The organism is Luteibacter sp. 9135 (assembly GCF_000745005.1).
Lineage (GTDB): Bacteria > Pseudomonadota > Gammaproteobacteria > Xanthomonadales > Rhodanobacteraceae > Luteibacter.
The window spans coordinates 252,891-268,924 of the sequence record NZ_JQNB01000001.1; the positions used below are offsets into that span (position 1 = coordinate 252,891).

At 68.9% G+C, this 16,034-nt stretch carries 19 protein-coding genes and 1 riboswitch; of the genes, 3 read left to right on the forward strand and 16 right to left on the reverse strand.

Going from position 1 to position 16,034, the window contains the following annotated elements:
- The first annotated feature begins 150 nt into the window (after window positions 1–150).
- On the forward strand, window positions 151–693 hold the full coding sequence (locus FA89_RS01145) for a hypothetical protein (protein WP_036137337.1): 543 nt from the start codon (window positions 151–153) through the stop codon (window positions 691–693).
- 297 nt (window positions 694–990) lie between these two features.
- Here the strand turns inward: FA89_RS01145 and mazG are convergent, their stop codons facing one another.
- The 5 genes from mazG to gspN are packed head-to-tail and all read right to left on the reverse strand — an operon-like array spanning window position 991 to window position 4,700.
- Entirely contained in the window at window positions 991–1,776 is a 786-nt protein-coding gene (mazG, locus tag FA89_RS01150; protein WP_036137340.1) for a nucleoside triphosphate pyrophosphohydrolase, read from the reverse strand.
- The gene (cysQ, locus tag FA89_RS01155) at window positions 1,773–2,591 is read right to left on the reverse strand and encodes a 3'(2'),5'-bisphosphate nucleotidase CysQ (RefSeq protein ID WP_036137342.1); all 819 of its coding nucleotides are present in this window, start codon (window positions 2,589–2,591) and stop codon (window positions 1,773–1,775) included. The genes mazG and cysQ overlap by 4 nt, the downstream gene beginning before the upstream one ends.
- Window positions 2,588–3,145: an ADP compounds hydrolase NudE gene (gene nudE / locus FA89_RS01160; protein WP_036137344.1), complete on the reverse strand. Its 558-nt coding sequence runs from the start codon at window positions 3,143–3,145 to the stop codon at window positions 2,588–2,590. The genes cysQ and nudE overlap by 4 nt, the downstream gene beginning before the upstream one ends.
- On the reverse strand, window positions 3,142–3,930 hold the full coding sequence (locus FA89_RS01165) for an inositol monophosphatase family protein (protein ID WP_036137346.1): 789 nt from the start codon (window positions 3,928–3,930) through the stop codon (window positions 3,142–3,144). Before FA89_RS01165 ends, nudE begins: the two co-directional genes overlap by 4 nt.
- Window positions 3,927–4,700, reverse strand: coding sequence for a type II secretion system protein N (gene gspN, locus FA89_RS01170; protein ID WP_036137348.1), 774 nt, complete (start codon window positions 4,698–4,700; stop codon window positions 3,927–3,929). The genes FA89_RS01165 and gspN overlap by 4 nt, the downstream gene beginning before the upstream one ends.
- A 58-nt stretch (window positions 4,701–4,758) precedes the next feature.
- Between gspN and FA89_RS01175 the strand changes: the two genes are divergently transcribed.
- Entirely contained in the window at window positions 4,759–6,129 is a 1,371-nt protein-coding gene (locus FA89_RS01175) for an adenosylmethionine--8-amino-7-oxononanoate transaminase (protein WP_036137351.1), read from the forward strand.
- 50 nt (window positions 6,130–6,179) lie between these two features.
- A complete protein-coding gene (locus tag FA89_RS01180) occupies window positions 6,180–6,914 on the forward strand; it encodes a 16S rRNA (uracil(1498)-N(3))-methyltransferase (protein ID WP_036137354.1) in 735 nt (244 codons plus the stop codon).
- Here FA89_RS01180 and FA89_RS01185 read toward each other — a convergent pair.
- The 11 genes from FA89_RS01185 to nrdR form a co-directional block, all read right to left on the reverse strand.
- Window positions 6,899–7,879, reverse strand: coding sequence for a potassium channel beta subunit family protein (locus FA89_RS01185; RefSeq protein WP_036137357.1), 981 nt, complete (start codon window positions 7,877–7,879; stop codon window positions 6,899–6,901). The genes FA89_RS01180 and FA89_RS01185 overlap by 16 nt on opposite strands.
- A gap of 10 nt (window positions 7,880–7,889) precedes the next feature.
- A complete protein-coding gene (locus tag FA89_RS01190) occupies window positions 7,890–8,390 on the reverse strand; it encodes a phosphatidylglycerophosphatase A family protein (protein WP_036137359.1) in 501 nt (166 codons plus the stop codon).
- Window positions 8,387–9,340 carry a thiamine-phosphate kinase gene (thiL, locus tag FA89_RS01195; protein WP_036137362.1) on the reverse strand — a complete coding sequence of 318 codons (954 nt, stop codon included), beginning with the start codon at window positions 9,338–9,340 and terminating at the stop codon, window positions 8,387–8,389. The genes FA89_RS01190 and thiL overlap by 4 nt, the downstream gene beginning before the upstream one ends.
- Window positions 9,341–9,375: 35 nt before the next feature.
- A complete protein-coding gene (gene nusB, locus FA89_RS01200; protein ID WP_036137365.1) occupies window positions 9,376–9,819 on the reverse strand; it encodes a transcription antitermination factor NusB in 444 nt (147 codons plus the stop codon).
- Window positions 9,816–10,283, reverse strand: a complete 468-nt coding sequence (gene ribH, locus FA89_RS01205; protein WP_036137368.1) for a 6,7-dimethyl-8-ribityllumazine synthase — start codon at window positions 10,281–10,283, stop codon at window positions 9,816–9,818. Before ribH ends, nusB begins: the two co-directional genes overlap by 4 nt.
- Window positions 10,284–10,328: 45 nt before the next feature.
- On the reverse strand, window positions 10,329–11,261 hold the full coding sequence (ldcA, locus tag FA89_RS01210) for a muramoyltetrapeptide carboxypeptidase (RefSeq protein ID WP_036137369.1): 933 nt from the start codon (window positions 11,259–11,261) through the stop codon (window positions 10,329–10,331).
- A gap of 71 nt (window positions 11,262–11,332) precedes the next feature.
- Window positions 11,333–12,424: a 3,4-dihydroxy-2-butanone-4-phosphate synthase gene (gene ribB, locus FA89_RS01215; RefSeq protein ID WP_036137370.1), complete on the reverse strand. Its 1,092-nt coding sequence runs from the start codon at window positions 12,422–12,424 to the stop codon at window positions 11,333–11,335.
- A 13-nt stretch (window positions 12,425–12,437) separates the two neighbouring features.
- The gene (locus FA89_RS01220; RefSeq protein ID WP_036137371.1) at window positions 12,438–13,079 is read right to left on the reverse strand and encodes a riboflavin synthase; all 642 of its coding nucleotides are present in this window, start codon (window positions 13,077–13,079) and stop codon (window positions 12,438–12,440) included.
- 125 nt (window positions 13,080–13,204) lie between these two features.
- A riboswitch (FMN riboswitch) is annotated at window positions 13,205–13,354 on the reverse strand.
- Between the two features lie 69 nt (window positions 13,355–13,423).
- Complete coding sequence (locus FA89_RS01225; RefSeq protein WP_036137372.1) at window positions 13,424–14,419, reverse strand: Gfo/Idh/MocA family protein; 996 nt, start codon at window positions 14,417–14,419, stop codon at window positions 13,424–13,426.
- Window positions 14,416–15,477 carry a bifunctional diaminohydroxyphosphoribosylaminopyrimidine deaminase/5-amino-6-(5-phosphoribosylamino)uracil reductase RibD gene (gene ribD / locus FA89_RS01230; protein ID WP_036143404.1) on the reverse strand — a complete coding sequence of 354 codons (1,062 nt, stop codon included), beginning with the start codon at window positions 15,475–15,477 and terminating at the stop codon, window positions 14,416–14,418. Before ribD ends, FA89_RS01225 begins: the two co-directional genes overlap by 4 nt.
- Before the next feature lie 41 nt (window positions 15,478–15,518).
- Window positions 15,519–16,034 carry a transcriptional regulator NrdR gene (nrdR, locus tag FA89_RS01235; protein ID WP_036137374.1) on the reverse strand — a complete coding sequence of 172 codons (516 nt, stop codon included), beginning with the start codon at window positions 16,032–16,034 and terminating at the stop codon, window positions 15,519–15,521.

Below are 16,034 nucleotides of genomic sequence, written 5' to 3' on the forward strand. Positions count from 1 at the left end.
CAGTGATGGGTTGCAACCAGGGATGGATGCCGCCCGCGCGAAAAAGGTTGCAAGGCCCTTCACGCGAACCTGAGCGGCCGGCAACGGCTTGGTCAACGGCTTGCCGGGCGGCACGTTTTTCATCGTGCAAGTCCAACCGGGAGATACCCTATGCAACGCAAGACCCTTCTCGCCAGTGCCGCTTCCCTCCTCCTTGCCGGCTCGGCCGCCTTCGCGTATGCGCAGGATGCCGCTCCCCAGGCCCCGCCCGCTCCGACCGCGCGCATGGCGCCGCCCGCGAATGCCGCGCAGGGCCCGCAAGGTGGCCCGAAGTGGAACAAGGGCGACGACCATGGCCACGCCGATCGCGGCGGCTGGGGCCGTCACGGCCACGGCGGCATGGAAAACGCCGGCGTCATCGGCGACCTCCGCTCGCTCGAGCGCCTTTACGTGAGCACCGGCCGCCAGAAGGAACTGCCGGCGCTATACAACGAGGTGCTGGCCAAGTCGCAGAACCCGATGGTCCGCGACTACGCCTACCGTCACCTGGCCCGCGCGCAGATGCAACCGCAGAACGTCGATGCGGCCATCGCCACGTTGCGCAAGAGCCTGGACGAAAACCTCGCCCAGGACCAGAAGCGCCACCAGGACATGGAAGCCTTCAGGCAGCACATGCAGCAGCGCATGGCCGCGAAGACACCTGACGCGAAATAACCCCAGAGGCATCGCGCACATCAAAGCATCGCGCACAGCGTGCGCTCCTACGACCGCCGCGCCGTAGGAGCGCACGCTTTGTTGTAGGAGCGCACGATGTGCGCGAAAAGCCAACAAGGCGACGATGCCGCACCGTTCATCCATACGCAGGGTAGGAGCGCACGATGTGCGCGAAAAGCCAACAAAGCGCTGATGCCGCGCCGTTCATCCATACGCACCACCCATCAAGCCCCGCCTGTGCCGACATCTCGCCTCATTCGCATGATGGGGCTGGGGGATCGCGCACATCGTGCGCTCCTACATGGCTTTTACGCGGGCCCAGAGGGCTTCCTGTTCTTCCAGCGTGTACGACGCCAGCGTGCGGCCTTCACCGGCGGCGATGGCTTCCATGCCGCGGAAGCGGCGTTCGAATTTCGCGTTCGCACCGCGCAATGCACGCGATACGTCCACCTTTGCATGCCGCGCAAGATTGGCCGCGACGAACAGCACGTCGCCGATTTCGTCGGTGAGACGTTCCTCGTCCGCACCGTTGTCGAACTCGTGGCGCACCTCGTCGATTTCCTCGACGATCTTGTCCAGTACCGGCCGATGATCGGGCCAGTCGAAGCCGACGTTGGCGGCACGCTTCTGCAGTTTCACCGCACGCTGCCATTCGGGCAGGCCGTGCGAGATACCGGCGAGTGCACTGGTATCGTCGCCGCCTTTCAAGCGACGCTCTTCCGCCTTCAACCGGTCCCAGTCGCGCGAGCGCGCGGCGTCGCTTTCATGCGTCACCTCGTCGAACACGTGCGGATGGCGGCGGACCATTTTCTCGCAGATGGACTGCACCACGTCGCCGAAGGCGAAGTGCCCGGCTTCCTCCGCCATGCGCGCATGGAAGACCACCTGCAACAGCAGGTCGCCCAGTTCGTCGCGAAGGTCGTGCATATCGTGGCGGTCGATCGCGTCGGCCACCTCGTACGCTTCCTCGATGGTGTAAGGCGCGATGGAGGCGAAGTCTTGCTTCACGTCCCACGGGCAGCCCGTGGCCGGATCGCGCAGGCGCGCCATGATGGCGATGAGGTCGTCCACGGGCCGGCTCATGCCGCGTCGTCCGGATCGATCAGGCGCGCCGCCCAGTCCACCGTGGTGTCGCCGCAGGCAATGAATTCGGGATTGATCAGCGAATCGCGCGTGTTGTAGCGGAACGGGCGCCCGGCCAGGTCGAGCACCGCGCCGCCTGCTTCTTCGAGCACGCACTGCGCCGCAGCCGTGTCCCACTCCGAGGTGGCGCCCAGACGCAGGTAGATATCGGCCTCGCCGCGGGCGATCACGCAGAACTTCAGCGACGAGCCCAGGGCGAAGGTCTCGTGCGTGCCCAGGCGATCCAGCAGCGTCATGGTGCGGCCGGTGCCGTAGGAACGGCTACCGGTGACCATCAGCAGCCCGTTGGCCGGCCGCGTGGCCAGCGCCTCGCGGGGCGCACCCACCGTGCGCTGGCGCCAGGCACCGCCACCGGACACCGCGGCATACAGATCGCCCGAGACCGGGACCAGCACCACACCCAGCACCGGTCGGTGATCCTCGATGAGCGCGATGTTGACCGTGAACTCGCCGTTGCGCTTGACGAACTCACGCGTGCCATCGAGCGGGTCCACCAGCCAGTAGCGGCGCCAGGTGCGGCGCTCGGACCACGGCGCTGCCAGGGCTTCCTCGGAAATGACCGGAACGCCGGGGGCGAGCGTGTGCAGCCCTTCGGCGATGACACGTTGCGCGGCGAGATCCGCCGCGGTCACCGGGGAGTCGTCGTCCTTGCGCACCACTTCGAAGTCGTGCGCGTAGATGGCCAGGATCGCATCGGCGGCCTGGCGCGCGATCGCGCAGACCGGGTCGAGCCAATCCGCGTACGCCACCGTCATGCCGGTTTGTAGCGACCGGCGAGGTACTCGCGGGCCATGAACAGCGCGGCGATGGAACGACCGTCGGTGACATCCTCGCGGGCGATCAGTTCGTGCAGGTTGTCCATGCGCCAGGACACGACTTCCAGTTCTTCCGGCTCGTCGCCGGGCAGGCGCTCGGGGTAGAGGTCTTCGGCCAGCACCACGTGGATGCGGTGGGTCATGTAGGCCGGCGAGAGCGACAGCGTGCCGAGGAAGGTGAGCTTGCGCGCACCGAAGCCCACTTCTTCCTTCAGTTCGCGGTTGGCGCCTTCCTCCGCGGTCTCGCCGGCATCCATGCGGCCCTTGGGCGCGCCCAACTCGTAGTGGTCCACGCCCACGCTGTATTCGCGCACCAGCAGCACGGTGTCCGCATCCTGCATGGCCACGATCAGTACGGCCCCGTGGCCGCTGCTTTTCAGGCGCTGGAAGGTGCGGCGCTCGCCGTTGGAGAACTCCAGGTCCACTTCCTCCGCATGACGGAAGTGGGTGGTGGACGCATCGCGCGTCGCAAGGATCGTCGGGCGTTTGTTCATCGGTCGATTGTACCGTCGGTGAGCCGGACCAGCGCCTCGGCATGGATCGCGGGGGTGCCGGCCAGCACGCTGCGCGTGTCCAGGCCGGGCGCGGCGCCGGACAGGTCGGTGAAGATACCGCCGGCCTCGGTGACGATCACCGCCAGCGCGGCGATGTCGAGGATGTTCACGTCGGACTCGACGACCAGGTCGAGCGAGCCGCGCGCCAGCAGGTGGTAGTGGCAGAAATCGCCGTAGCCGCGGATGCGGTTGCTGTCGCGGATCAGGCCACCCAGCGCATCCCAACGGCGGTCGGCGGTGAGCGTCTTCACGTTACCCGTGGAGATCGACGCCTCCGCCAGTCTGGCGGTGGACGCCACGCGGACCGGCTCGCCATCGAGGAAGGCGCCGCGGCCCCGCACCGCCCACATGCGCTCGCCATACACGGGGGCCGAGGACACGCCCAGCACCAGTTCGCCGCGGTGCATCAGCGCGATCTGCGTGGAAAAGAACGGCGTGCGGCGGACGAAACTCTTGGTGCCGTCCAGCGGGTCCACCAGCCACAGGTACTCGCGCGAGGTGTCGTCCGCACCGTATTCCTCGCCGTAGATGCCCGCCTCCGGCAGGGCCGCGGCCAGGATGCCTCGGATCGCCATCTCGGCTTCGCGATCGGCGGCGGTCACCGGGGTGTCGTCGCCCTTGACGATCACCTCCACGCCCGAGCGCCAGTAATGCAGGATGATCTCCGCCGCGGCCTGCGCGGCCTCCCGGGCAGCGGCAAGCGCGGTGTCGAGGGTGTTGGTCATGGCGTGTTCGCGGGGGCGAGCCCGGCCTTGCGTTGGAGGTTGACGGCACCGTCGCGACCCAGCGGGCCGAAACGGGCAATGAGATGCGACAGCGCGGTGTCGGGAGCGCGCGGCGCCAGGCGACCGTCGAGGCGCCAGCCTAGCGGCGAGGCGGCAAGGGCCGCGTTCGCGGCCAGCGGCCCCTGGCCGTCGTCGGCCAGCGTGGCACGCAGCACGCCACCGGTGCTGGCCGCCTTCAGGGCCAGGTTGCCCAGCGCCACGACGCCTTCCGGCGTGCGCACGGCCGCAGCGTGCCAACGGACGACCGCCTCCAGCGCCAGCGGCCAGTTGCCCTGGAGGTCGGCCCGCGGGATGTGGCCTTCGACCACGCCGAGCGGCGCCAGGTCCTGCGGAGAGGCCGGGCCGGCCAGCGCTGCGGCATCCAGCCGGAAATCGACGCCGGTCCAGTGCACGGTATCGGGATCGGTACGCTCCAGATGCCCGTCGAAGCGACCGGCGCGACCGTCCATGTGCAGCTGCAGATGGATGCGGCCGAGGATCGCGTCACGGCCCAGGCGCCAGCTGGCCTGGCCCAGTTCGCGGCCGTCACGCGCCGTGACGCGACCCGCGCGGCCGTCCCACAGCGTGCCCGACAGGTCGTCCAGCACCACGCCCTTCGCGCGTGCGGCGAACAGCGGCACCGCCACGCTGGCAGGCAGGAACCAGTAGAACAGGCCGCCGGCAAGCAGCAGCACGACGACGCCCAGGGCGACCCGACGAAGCCATTTCAAACCATCACCTCGACACTCCTTACTTGAGGCACGGCGGCCCGGGGGCGATGATGGGCCGATGACCGAGACCCTTTTCGCTTCCCAGGCGGCCGACACGCTCGTCGCGCGCGACCTTTCCGTTCTCTGGCACCCGTGCACCCAGATGCACGACCACGAAACCCTGCCCATGGTACCCGTCGCACGCGGCGAAGGGGCATGGCTGGTCGGCACCGACGGCCGGCGTTACCTCGATGCCGTCAGTTCCTGGTGGACCAACCTGTTCGGTCATGCGGAACCCCGCATCGCCAGCGCGGTGAAGGACCAGCTCGACAAGCTGGAACACGTGATCTTCGCCGGCTTCACCCACGCGCCCGCCGTGGAACTGGCCGAGGAACTGGTGCGCATCACGCCGCCGGGCCTGGATCGCGTGTTCCTGGCCGACAACGGTTCCGCGGCCATCGAAGTGGCGCTGAAGATGAGCTTCCATTACTGGCTCAACCGCGGCCACGGCGAGAAGACCCGGTTCATCGCGCTCACCGGCAGTTACCACGGCGAGACGCTGGGCGCGCTTTCGGTCAGCGACGTGGCGCTGTACCGGAAAACCTATGCGCCGCTGCTGCTGACGCCGGAGCTCGCCCCCTCCGCCGACACCTACGAAGGCGAACCGGGCGAAACGCCACGCGAGATCGCCACCCGCCGCCTCGCGCAGATGCGCGACATCCTCGAACGCCACGCGCACGAAACCTGTGCGGTGATCGTCGAGCCGCTGGTGCAGTGCGCCGGCGGCATGCGCATGTACGACGCGTCTTATCTCACCGGGCTGCGCGCATTGTGCGACGAGTTCGACGTGCACTTCATCGCCGACGAGATCGCCGTGGGCTTCGGCCGCACGGGCACCTTGTTCGCCTGCGAGCAGGCCGGTGTCTCGCCCGACTTCATGTGCCTGTCCAAGGGCCTCACCGGCGGTTTCCTGCCGTTGTCGGCGGTGCTCACCACGCAGGACGTGTACCAGGCGTTCTACGCGGAATACGCGGCGGGCAAGGCCTTCCTGCACTCGCACAGCTACACCGGCAACCCGCTGGCCTGCCGGGCCGCGACCGCCACGCTGGGCATCTTCCGCGACGATCCCGTGCTCGAGCGCAACCGCGTGCTGGCCGCACGCATGGCGCAACGGATCGCCCCGCTGGTGGACCATCCGCACGTGGCGCAGGTCCGCCAGACCGGAATGATCGCCGCCGTGGAAATGGTCGCGGACAAGGCGAAGCGCACACCGTTCCCGGCCGGCGACCGACGCGGCCTGCGCGTGTACCGCCACGGCCTGGCCCACGGCGCGCTGCTACGTCCGCTGGGCGACATCGTCTACTTCATGCCGCCCTACGCCATCACGGAAGACGAGATCGACTTCATGGTGGATACCGCCATCGCCGGCATAGACGCCGCCACCCGCTAGCGGCGGCGCGCCGTCGCTACAATGGCGGTTTGCCCCCGAGGGACGCCACCATGCGCAGCATTCGCATCCATGTCGACATGCCGCTGACCAGCGGGCAGGACCTGACCCTGCCCGCCCAAGCAGGTGAACATGTGGCCCGCGTGCTGCGCCTGGAAGCCGGTGCGCCGGTGGTGTTGTTTTCCGGCAACGACGGCATGGAATTCGACGCCACGCTGGCCAGCGTCGGCAAGCGCGAAGTGGTGGCACATGTGGGTGCGGGTCGCCCCGTGCACAACGAATCGCCGCTGGCGCTGACGCTGGTGCAGGGCGTGGCGCGCGGCGAGAAGATGGACCTGATCGTGCAAAAGGCGACCGAACTCGGCGTCGGCCGCATCGTGCCGATCCTTACCGAGCGGTCCGAGGTGAAACTGGATGCCGCGCGCGGCGAGAAGCGCCTGCTGCACTGGCGCGCCGTGGCCGCCAGCGCCTGCGAGCAATCCGGCCGCGCGCGGGTACCGCAGGTGGACGCAGCCGTGCCGATGGCGACCTGGCTGGCCGCCCTGGGCGACGACAGCGCCATGCGGCTCGCCCTGCTACCCGAGGGCACGCGGCGCCCCGGGGAACTGGCCCTCACCGGCCCCGCGCTACTCGCCATCGGCCCGGAGGGTGGTTTCGGCGAGCGCGACCGCACGGCACTGGCGGCGCACGGTTTCACCGGCCTGAGGCTGGGCCCGCGCATCCTGCGCACGGAGACGGCGGGCCTGGCCGCCATCGCCGCGCTGCAGGCACTCTACGGCGACCTCTGACCCAGTACGCCGTCGATCCGGCGCATCACGCCTTCGTCCAGCAGGGACACCGCATCCAGCGCCCCCAGGTTGGCTTCCAGCTGCGACGTGTGGCTGGCGCCGAGGATCACGGTGGAGACGTGCGGGTTTTTCAGGCACCAGGCCAGCGACATCGTGGCCATCGGTAGACCGAGGTCGGCGGCGATCGGCGCGAGGGCACGCACGGTGTGCAGCCAAGTCCCGTCGTTTTCGAGCTTTTCGTCACGCAACCAGACATTGCCCGGCTGGCCCAGGCGCGAATCGTCCGGCACGCCGTCGTTGTACTTGCCCGTCAGCAGGCCCGACGCGAGCGGCGACCATATCGTGGTGCCCATGCCATAGCGCTCGTACAGCGGCGCGTATTCCCGCTCGAACCGTTCGCGATGCAGCAGGTTGTACTGCGGCTGCTCCATCGACGGCGCGATGAGGTGGTGCTCGCGGGCCACGCGATGCGCCTCTTCGATCTGCACGGCCGTCCATTCGCTGGTGCCCCAGTACATGACCTTGCCCTGCCGGACCAGGGCGTCCATGGCGAGCACGGTTTCCAGGATCGGCGTATCGGGGTCGGCACGGTGGCAGAAGTACAAATCGAGGTAATCCACGCGCAGGCGCTGCAGCGCCTGGTGGCACGCATCGAACACGTGCTTGCGCGACAGGCCGCGCTGGGTGGGTTTCGGGTCGGTCACCGCCCCGAAGTAGACCTTGCTGGACACCGTATACGCATCGCGCGGCAGGCGCAGGTCGGCGATCACGTCGCCCATGAGGCGCTCGGCGTCACCCGCGTTGTAGGTTTCGGCATTGTCGAAGAAGTTCACGCCACGGTCGTAGGCCAGCGCGATCAGCTCGCGGGCCTGCGTGCGCCCGACCTGCCGGCCGAACGTCACCCACGCGCCGTAAGACAGCGCGGACACCTTGAGGCCGGTCGAACCGAGACGGCGGTATTCCATCGGGGTATTCCTAGCGAACGAAGAAGAGGACCAGCGACAGCACGGCCGCCGCGAAGAGGCCGGCGATGACATCGTCCAGCATGACGCCCAGGCCACCCTTCACCCGACGATCGAACCACGCGATCGGCCAGGGCTTCCACACGTCGAACAGGCGGAACAGGGCGAACCCGGCCAGCACCACCCACCACGGGGCAAGCAGTGCGGGCAGCAAGGCGATCCACTGGCCGACGAACTCGTCCCAGACCAGGCTGCGATGGTCGGCCACGCCGAGGATGCGCCCGGCGATTTCGCACGCCCACACACCAACGGCGAAGCTCACCACCAGGATGGCCATCCAGGCGAGCGGCGGCAGGTCGCGCAGCAGCAGCCACGGCAGGATCGCCGCCGCCGAGCCGAACGTACCCTGCGCCTTCGGCGTCAGGCCCGAGCCGAACCCGCAGGCCAGCCAGCCCGCCGGCGAGGTCAGCAGGCGGCGGCGGTCGGCCGGATCGAGGACGTACTTGGTGCTCATGCCGCGAAGTGGTTCCAGCCGCTGCGCGCCGGCGCAAGGGTTTCTCCCGCGGCATCCACCACGCGCACGCCCGCGCCTTCGACGATGCGCCCGATGCGCGTGGCACCGCAGCCGAGCCGCGAAAGCACGGCGCCCACCTCAGCCGCCTGGTCGGCGGGTACCGTGAAGCACAGCTCGTAGTCGTCGCCGCCACTCAGCGCGAAGTCCTGCGCGTCGGCCTCGGCGAAATGCGTCAGCAGCGCGGACGAGCGCGGCAGCAACGCGGCATCGATGGACGCACCCACGCCGCTGGCCGTGCAGATGTGGCCCAGGTCGGCCACAAGGCCGTCGGAGATATCGATGCAGGCGGTGGCCACCCCGCGCAACGCCTGCCCGGCCGACAAGCGCGGCACCGGCCGGTTCAGCCGCTCGATCATGCCGGCATAGGGTGTGATGTCGTTTTCCTCGAGGCAACGCAGGCCGGCCGCCGCGTCACCGAGCGTGCCGGTGACCATCACCGCGTCGCCCACGCGCGCGCCGGAACGCAGCAACGCCTCGCCCGGTGCGATAAAGCCGTGGACCGCCACGGTGACCGTCAGCGGCCCACGCGTGGTGTCGCCACCGATCAACGCGAGGCGATAAGGCGTGGCCAGTTCGGCGAAACCGCGGGCCAGGCCGTCGAAGAAGGCTTCGTCGCCGTCGGGCGTGGTCAGCGCCAGCAGCGCCCACGCGGGCGTGGCCCCCATGGCGGCCAGATCGGAAAGATTCACTGCCAACGCTTTCCAGCCGATGTCCGCCGGATCGGTGCCCGGCGGAAAATGGATACCCTCCACCAGCGTGTCCACCGCGATCGCCAGTTCACGCCCGGCGGGCACGGCCACCACGGCCGCATCGTCGCCGATTCCCGTCAGCACATCGTCGCGATGGACGCTGGTGTGACGGCGGATGCGGTCGATCAGGTCGAATTCCATGCAGGTTCCTTGTCCCGCGGGGATTCGCGGTGGGCTCAGGATCGCTTCTCGGCGGTACGCCAGTGCGTCGCGAGTTTGTCGAGGACACCGTTCACATAGCTGTGGCCATGGTCGGCACCGAACCGCTTGGTGGCTTCCACCGCCTCGTTGATGACGACGCGGTAGGGAACGTCCGGACGGTATTTCAGCTCGTAGGCACCCATGCGCAGGGCGGACAGCTCGATGGGATCGATCTGCGCCACTTCGCGATCGACGAAGGGCTTGATGCCTTCGTCCAGTTCCTTCACGTGCTGCTCGACTCCGCGCAGGATGTCCTCGAAGTATTCGAGGTCGGCCACCACCATGTCCTGCTCATGGCGGAACTGCTCGATGACGTTCCCCATCTTGGCGCCGCCCACCTGCCACGCGTACAGCGCCTGCAGCGCACGACGGCGCGCGCGGGAGCGGGCAGCCAGGTCGATCCCGTGCGGCGTGCTCATCGGGCCAGCTTCGTGTAGAGGTTGGCCATCTCGATGGCGACCATGGCGGCATCGCTGCCCTTGTTGCCGGCCTTGGTGCCGGCACGCTCGATCGCCTGCTCGATGCTGTCGGTGGTCAGCACGCCGAAGGCCACCGGCACGCCCGAGACATACGCGGCCTGCCCCAGGCCCTTGGCGGCCTCACCGGCCACGTAGTCGAAATGCGGCGTGGAGCCACGGATGACCGCGCCCAGGCCGATCACGGCGGCGTACCCGCCGGCACCGGCGACCTTGTAGGCGGCCTGTGCGATCTCCCAGGCGCCGGGTACGCGGATCAGGTCGATCGCGTCGTCGCTCACGCCGTGGCGGACCAGGGTGTCGCGCGCGCCTTCGATCAGCGGCTCGACGACGAAGCTGTTGAAACGACCCGCGACGATGGCGAAACGGCCTTTCGGGGTGGCGAAATCGCCTTCGATGATCTTCATGTACGCATGTCCTGTGGCGAAACGGCCGCCGGGCGGCCGGGTATTTTACGGGGTTTTCGGCCGGGGATGGCCGGTGAACGTGAGGCGGGCCTGTCCGGCGGCGACACGCAGCCGGCCCGGTGCGCCGAACGGCAGGGTGAACTTGCGCGGGCCATGACCGAAGGGCAGCCCGCGGACGATGGGTACGCCGCTCGCGGCGGCGATGCGGTCGAGCGCCACGTCCACGTCGTAGCCGTTGTCGTATTCGGTCACCCGGTAGTTGATGAAGTCGCCCACCACCAGCGCCGCCTGGCGACGCAGCACGCCGGCATGCAGCAGCTGGTAGAGCATGCGTTCCACGCGGTAGGGCGGCTCGGCCAGGTCTTCCACATAAAGAATGCCGCCGTCGATCGCCGGGAAATACGGCGTGCCGGCCAACCCGGCCAGCATGGCCAGGTTGCCACCCCAGAGGGTGCCTTCGACGTGGATGTCCGAGGTTTCCGGCGCATCCCACGTCGCCTGCCCTTCTTCCGCCGCCAGCGTCTCCCATACATGCGCCCAGGTCTGGGCATCGAGGCTGGCCGCGCCGAAATCACCCCCCAGCATGGGCCCGCCGAGCGTCACCAGACCGCTCTTCGCATACAGCGCGCATTGCAACGCGGTGAAGTCGCTCAGGCCCAACAGGGCCACGGGCGCGCCACGCAGGCGGCGGCCCAGGCCCTCGTAATCGAGCAGCGGCAACAGGGGATGCGCGCCGTATCCGCCGCGGATCGCCAGGGCGATATCGGGAAGATCGCGCGAGGGATCGGCCAGCGCGTTGAGGTCGGCCGCACGCTCGGCATCGCTGCCGGCAAAGCGCAATTCGCGACGTGCGAGCACTTCCTGGCCGGTTACGCGGTGGCCGGCCGCTTCCAGCCGGGCGATGCCCCGGCGCATGGCTTCGGCGGATTGCGGGTAACCGGAAGGGGCGATGAGGCGGATGTCGTAGGTCGGGGGCATGGTCTCGCGGGGTCGTGGCACGGGGCGGTAGCAATAGAGGGTCGCGGTGTGGAAGGCAACCCGCGGGAGGATCAGCCTACCTGTTCCACCACTTCCAGGCCGAAGCCGGCAATGCCGACGAAGCGGCGCGGCGTACCCATCACGCGCAGGCGCCGCGCGCCGAGGTCGGCAAGGATCTGCGCACCGAGCCCGAGCTGACGCCACTCCTGGTCGTCGCGCGGCGTGGGCACCGGCACGGCATGGCGCTTGAGGCGACCCAGCAGCGCATCGGCACTGTCCTCGCCCGAGAGCACCACCAGCACGCCGCGATCCGCTTCGTGGATGCGTCGCAGCGCATCGGTCGCGGTCTGGCCGAGGTCGTCGCGGCGAAGGTGGAGCACGTCCGACAGCGTGTTGCGCACATGCACCCGCGTCAGCACCGGTTCGCCGTCGTCCACGTCGCCCCGGGTCAGCGCGAAGTGCAGGCCACTACGGATGGCGTCGCGGAAGGCGACCAGCCGGAAGGGACCGAACTCGGTATCGACGTCCTCCTCGTGCACGCGCTCCACCGTCTTCTCGGTTTCGAGGCGGTAACGGATCAGGTCGGCGATGCTGCCGATCTTCAGGCCGTGCTTCGCCGCGAATACTTCCAGTTCCGGTCGCCGGGCCATGGAACCGTCATCGTGCAGGATCTCGATCAGCACCGACGAGGGTTCCAACCCGGCCAGCGCGGCCAGGTCGCAGCCGGCCTCGGTATGCCCGGCGCGCATCAGTACACCGCCCGCCTGCGCGGTCAGCGGAAAGATGTGCCCGGGCATGATGATGTCGGCGGGCTTCGCGTCCTTCGCCGCGGCCACGCGAATCGTGTGCGCGCGATCCTGCGCGGAGATACCGGTGGTGACGCCTTCGGCCGCCTCGATCGAAACGGTGAAGTTGGTGTGGTACGGCGACGTGTTGTCGCTGACCATGGGCTTCAGTCCCAGCTGGCGGGTGTGCCGCTCGGTCAGCGTGAGGCACAGCAGCCCACGCGCCTCGCGGACCATGAAGTTGACGTCTTCCGGCCGCACCTTCTCGGCGGCCATGACGATATCGCCTTCGTTTTCGCGGTCTTCGTCGTCGAGGATGACGACCATGCGGCCCTGCCGGAGGTCCTCGAGGATCTCGGGGATGGTGTTGAAGGACATGCGGAGCGGTTCCTCAGGCGAAGCCGTGCTGTTTCAGGAAAGCCTCGTCGAGGCGCGGGGCATCGCCGCCGGTGAGCAGCCGCTCGACATAGCGCGCGACGACGTCGACCTCGATGTTCACGGCGTCCCCCGGGCGCCGGGCGACGAAAGCCGTATGTGCCACCGTATGGGGGATAAGGTTCACCCCGAAACGGTTGCCGCCGACTTCGTTCACCGTGAGGCTGGTGCCGTCGATGCACACGGAGCCCTTGTGGGCGATGTAGCGCGCTATCTCGCCGGGCACCTCGAAGGTCCAGCGCGAGGAGCGGCCGTCCGGTGCCACGGACACCACCTTGCCCACGCCGTCCACATGCCCCGAGACCATGTGCCCGCCCAGGCGGTCGGCCAGGCGCAGGGCTTTCTCCAGGTTCACCGGATCGCCGGCCTTGTGCTTGCCGAGGGTCGTGTGGGCCAGGGTTTCGTTGGAGACATCGGCCGCGAAGCTGGCGGCGTCGAAGGCCACCACGGTGAGGCAGACACCGGACACGGCGATGCTGTCGCCCAGGGCGACGTCGGTCATGTCGAGGGGGGCGGTGTCGACGACGAGGCGCACGTCGCCGCCGCGCGGTTCCAGCCGGGCGATGCGGCCGACGGCCTGGATGATGCCGGTGAACATGTCAGCGACCTCCCGCGAGGAAGGCGGCGACGGAATGCTGGATTTTCATGAAACGTTTCCCGCGGTGGTGAGCGAAAAACGCCCCAAGGCGCATGGCGCCGCCCGCCCCGCCTGGGACGCGCTAACGCCGTCTTCTTTCATCCGGACTGTGACCGTCGGCTCCGGCATCGAACCGGATCTGCTGACCTCCCGGCAGGACCGGGAGCGCTCGCGGGCTTGTTTCCTCACGGAAACCTACCGCCGGTGGGGAATTGCACCCCGCCCTGAAGACGCTGTGGAGGCCGCTCCCCGAGGAAAGCAGCCGGCTGAGAATAGCATGCGGCCTGAACGGCCGATTGCAACGGTCAGGGCGGCAGCGGGTGGCCCTTGAGCACCTGGTCCATCACCCGGCTGGTGCGCGCCGCCGAGTCGCCCGTCGAGGGGCAGGTGCCCTTGCCGGTCAGCGTCGCCACGATGGTGGCGATCAACGGCTCCTGGATGTGCGGCGGATTGACCACCCGGATGCTTTCGCGTCGCTCGCCGGCCTCGAGTTCGATCGGCCCGTCACCGAAGGTGGCGAAGACCAGCCGGCCACGATCGCCGACGATCTCCACGCGATCCTCGCGGCGGTCGGCGGCGAAGTTCCACAAGCCGGTACCCAGCACGCCGCTGCGGAAGCGGAAGGCCATGGCCACGGCGTCTTCGGCCGGATAAGCGTTCATCTGGTGCGCGGTCATGCCACGCGCTTCGACGATGGGGCCGAGCAGGAAGTCGAGGATATCCAGCGTATGGCAGCCGATATCCACGAAGATGCCGCCGCCGGACAGCTCGGGACGCACCGTCCAGGGCAGGTTGGCCGGGTCGCGGTAGCGTGCCTCGAGCGGATGGTGCAACAGCACGTTGACCAGGCGCGGCGTGCCGATCGCGCCCTCGGCCAACAGCGCGGCGATACGCAGGAAGCGCGGCAGCGCGCGCCGGTAGTAGGCCACGAAGACGGGTACGCCGGCCGCCCGCGCGGCCTGCAGGATCGCCGTGCATTCCGCGTGGTCCATCGCCATCGGTTTCTCGATGTACACCGGCTTGCCCGCGGCGATGGCCATGAGGGCGTACTCGCGATGGCTGGACGGCGGCGTGGCGACGTATACGGCGTCCACGCCGGGATCGGCGACCAGCGCCGCCGCGTCGTCGTACCAGCGCGGCACGCCGTGGCGAGCCGCATAATCGCGCGCCTTGTCGCCATCACGCCGCATCACGGCGACCAGCGACGAGTCGCTCACCTTCGCAAACGCAGGGCCGCTCTTGGTCTCGGTGACGGCACCGCAGCCGACGATGCCCCAGCGGACGTGCGGATAGGTGTTCACGCCGGCCGCAGCTGCAACCGCATGTCGTCGCCTACCTGCCGGCGGTCCACCGTGTGCAGGCGCCAGCGCGAGGCCATGTCGTCGAGCGGCGGCAGGGTGAGCATCGGGCGGCCGCTGCTGCCGAGCAGGACCGGCGCGACGTAGACCAACAGTTCGTCGGCCAGCCCCGCGGCCAGCAAGGCACCGCACAGGACCGGGCCTGCCTCGACATGCACCTCGTTCACGTCGCGCCGGGCCAGCTCGTGCAGCACGGCACGCAGTTCGAGGCCACCGTGGTCGTCACGACGTACCGCCACGCGCGCCACATCGGCCAGATGGGCCGGCACGTGCGCATCCGGGGCATGAAACACCAGCGTGGGCGCCGTACCGTCGAGCACGCGGGCACCGGCCGGCGTGCGCAACGCGGTATCGACGATGGCACGCAACGGCGGCACGCAACCCGGGGCGTCGGGCAGGCGAACGGTCAGCTGGGGATCGTCGGCAAGCACGGTGCCGCTGGCGGAAAGGATGGCCGAGGAGCGCGCGCGCCAGCGCTGCACATCGGCGCGGGCGGCCTCGCCGGTGATCCACTTGGACGTGCCGTCGGCCAGGGCCGTGCGACCGTCGAGGCTCATGGCCAGCTTGACGCGCACCCACGGGCGAGCGCGCTGGATGCGGCTGAAGAAACCGATGTTGAGTTCGTGCGCGGCGTCGCGCATCAGGCCCACCTGCACGCCGATGCCGGCGGCGCGCAGTTTTTCGATCCCCGCGCCATCGACCTGGTCGAATGGATCCTCGTGCGCCACGACCACACGGCCCACGCCCGCCGCGATCAAGGCGTCGGCGCAGGGCGGCGTGCGACCGTGGTGCGCGCAGGGCTCCAGGGTGACGTAAGCGGTGGCACCGCGTGCCGCCGTGCCGGCTTCACGCAGCGCGAAGACTTCCGCATGCGGCTCACCCGCGCGCGCATGCCAGCCGGTGCCGAGCACGGTCTCGCCGCGGGCGATGACGCAGCCCACGCGCGGGTTGGGCTGGGTGGTGGCGAGGCCGCGCTCCGCCAGGCGCAAGGCGTGCGCCATGTGGAGGTGATCCATGGCGGGAAAGAACGGGCGCGACATGCTCAGCCCTTGCGCCCCCGCCTGGCTGCGTCCAGCAGCGGCAGTTGCAGGCCTTCGATCGAGGGTAGGTCGCGCTCGAGTTTCTCGATCTCCTCGCGGAAAGCGTGCACATCCTCGAAGCGGCGATATACCGAGGCGAAGCGCACGTAAGCCACCTGGTCGAGTTCCTTCAACTCACGCATCACCAGTTCGCCCACCTGGCGCGACGGCACCTCGCGCTCGCCGAGGCGGCGGAGGTCGTTGATGACGGCGCGCATCGCGGTATCCACCGCGTCGCTGGCCACGGGGCGCTTCTGCAGGGGGCGCTCGAAACTCACGCGCAGCTTGTGTTCGTCGAACGGCTCGCGACGGTCGCCGGACTTGACGATCACCGGCAGCTTGAGTTCGGCGGTTTCGAAGGTATTGAACCGCTCGCTGCACTGCGGGCACTCGCGTCGACGACGCACCGTGCTCCCGTCTTCGGTGAGCCGTGAGTCGATGACGCGGGTGTCTTCATGCTGGCAGAACGGACAATGCAT

Coding starts and splice junctions, on each gene's coding strand:
- FA89_RS01190 (WP_036137359.1), bottom strand. CDS start 8,390: ATGAGCACCAAGTACGTCCTCGATCCGGCCGACCGCCGCCGCCTGCTG.
- nudE (WP_036137344.1), bottom strand. CDS start 3,145: ATGAACAAACGCCCGACGATCCTTGCGACGCGCGATGCGTCCACCACC.
- thiL (WP_036137362.1), bottom strand. CDS start 9,340: ATGGAATTCGACCTGATCGACCGCATCCGCCGTCACACCAGCGTCCAT.
- FA89_RS01175 (WP_036137351.1), top strand. CDS start 4,759: ATGACCGAGACCCTTTTCGCTTCCCAGGCGGCCGACACGCTCGTCGCG.
- ribD (WP_036143404.1), bottom strand. CDS start 15,477: ATGGCGCACGCCTTGCGCCTGGCGGAGCGCGGCCTCGCCACCACCCAG.
- FA89_RS01165 (WP_036137346.1), bottom strand. CDS start 3,930: ATGACCAACACCCTCGACACCGCGCTTGCCGCTGCCCGGGAGGCCGCG.
- cysQ (WP_036137342.1), bottom strand. CDS start 2,591: ATGACGGTGGCGTACGCGGATTGGCTCGACCCGGTCTGCGCGATCGCG.
- ribB (WP_036137370.1), bottom strand. CDS start 12,424: ATGTCCTTCAACACCATCCCCGAGATCCTCGAGGACCTCCGGCAGGGC.
- nrdR (WP_036137374.1), bottom strand. CDS start 16,034: ATGCATTGTCCGTTCTGCCAGCATGAAGACACCCGCGTCATCGACTCA.
- FA89_RS01180 (WP_036137354.1), top strand. CDS start 6,180: ATGCGCAGCATTCGCATCCATGTCGACATGCCGCTGACCAGCGGGCAG.
- ribH (WP_036137368.1), bottom strand. CDS start 10,283: ATGAAGATCATCGAAGGCGATTTCGCCACCCCGAAAGGCCGTTTCGCC.
- nusB (WP_036137365.1), bottom strand. CDS start 9,819: ATGAGCACGCCGCACGGGATCGACCTGGCTGCCCGCTCCCGCGCGCGC.
- mazG (WP_036137340.1), bottom strand. CDS start 1,776: ATGAGCCGGCCCGTGGACGACCTCATCGCCATCATGGCGCGCCTGCGC.
- FA89_RS01220 (WP_036137371.1), bottom strand. CDS start 13,079: ATGTTCACCGGCATCATCCAGGCCGTCGGCCGCATCGCCCGGCTGGAA.
- FA89_RS01145 (WP_036137337.1), top strand. CDS start 151: ATGCAACGCAAGACCCTTCTCGCCAGTGCCGCTTCCCTCCTCCTTGCC.
- FA89_RS01185 (WP_036137357.1), bottom strand. CDS start 7,879: ATGGAATACCGCCGTCTCGGTTCGACCGGCCTCAAGGTGTCCGCGCTG.
- ldcA (WP_036137369.1), bottom strand. CDS start 11,261: ATGCCCCCGACCTACGACATCCGCCTCATCGCCCCTTCCGGTTACCCG.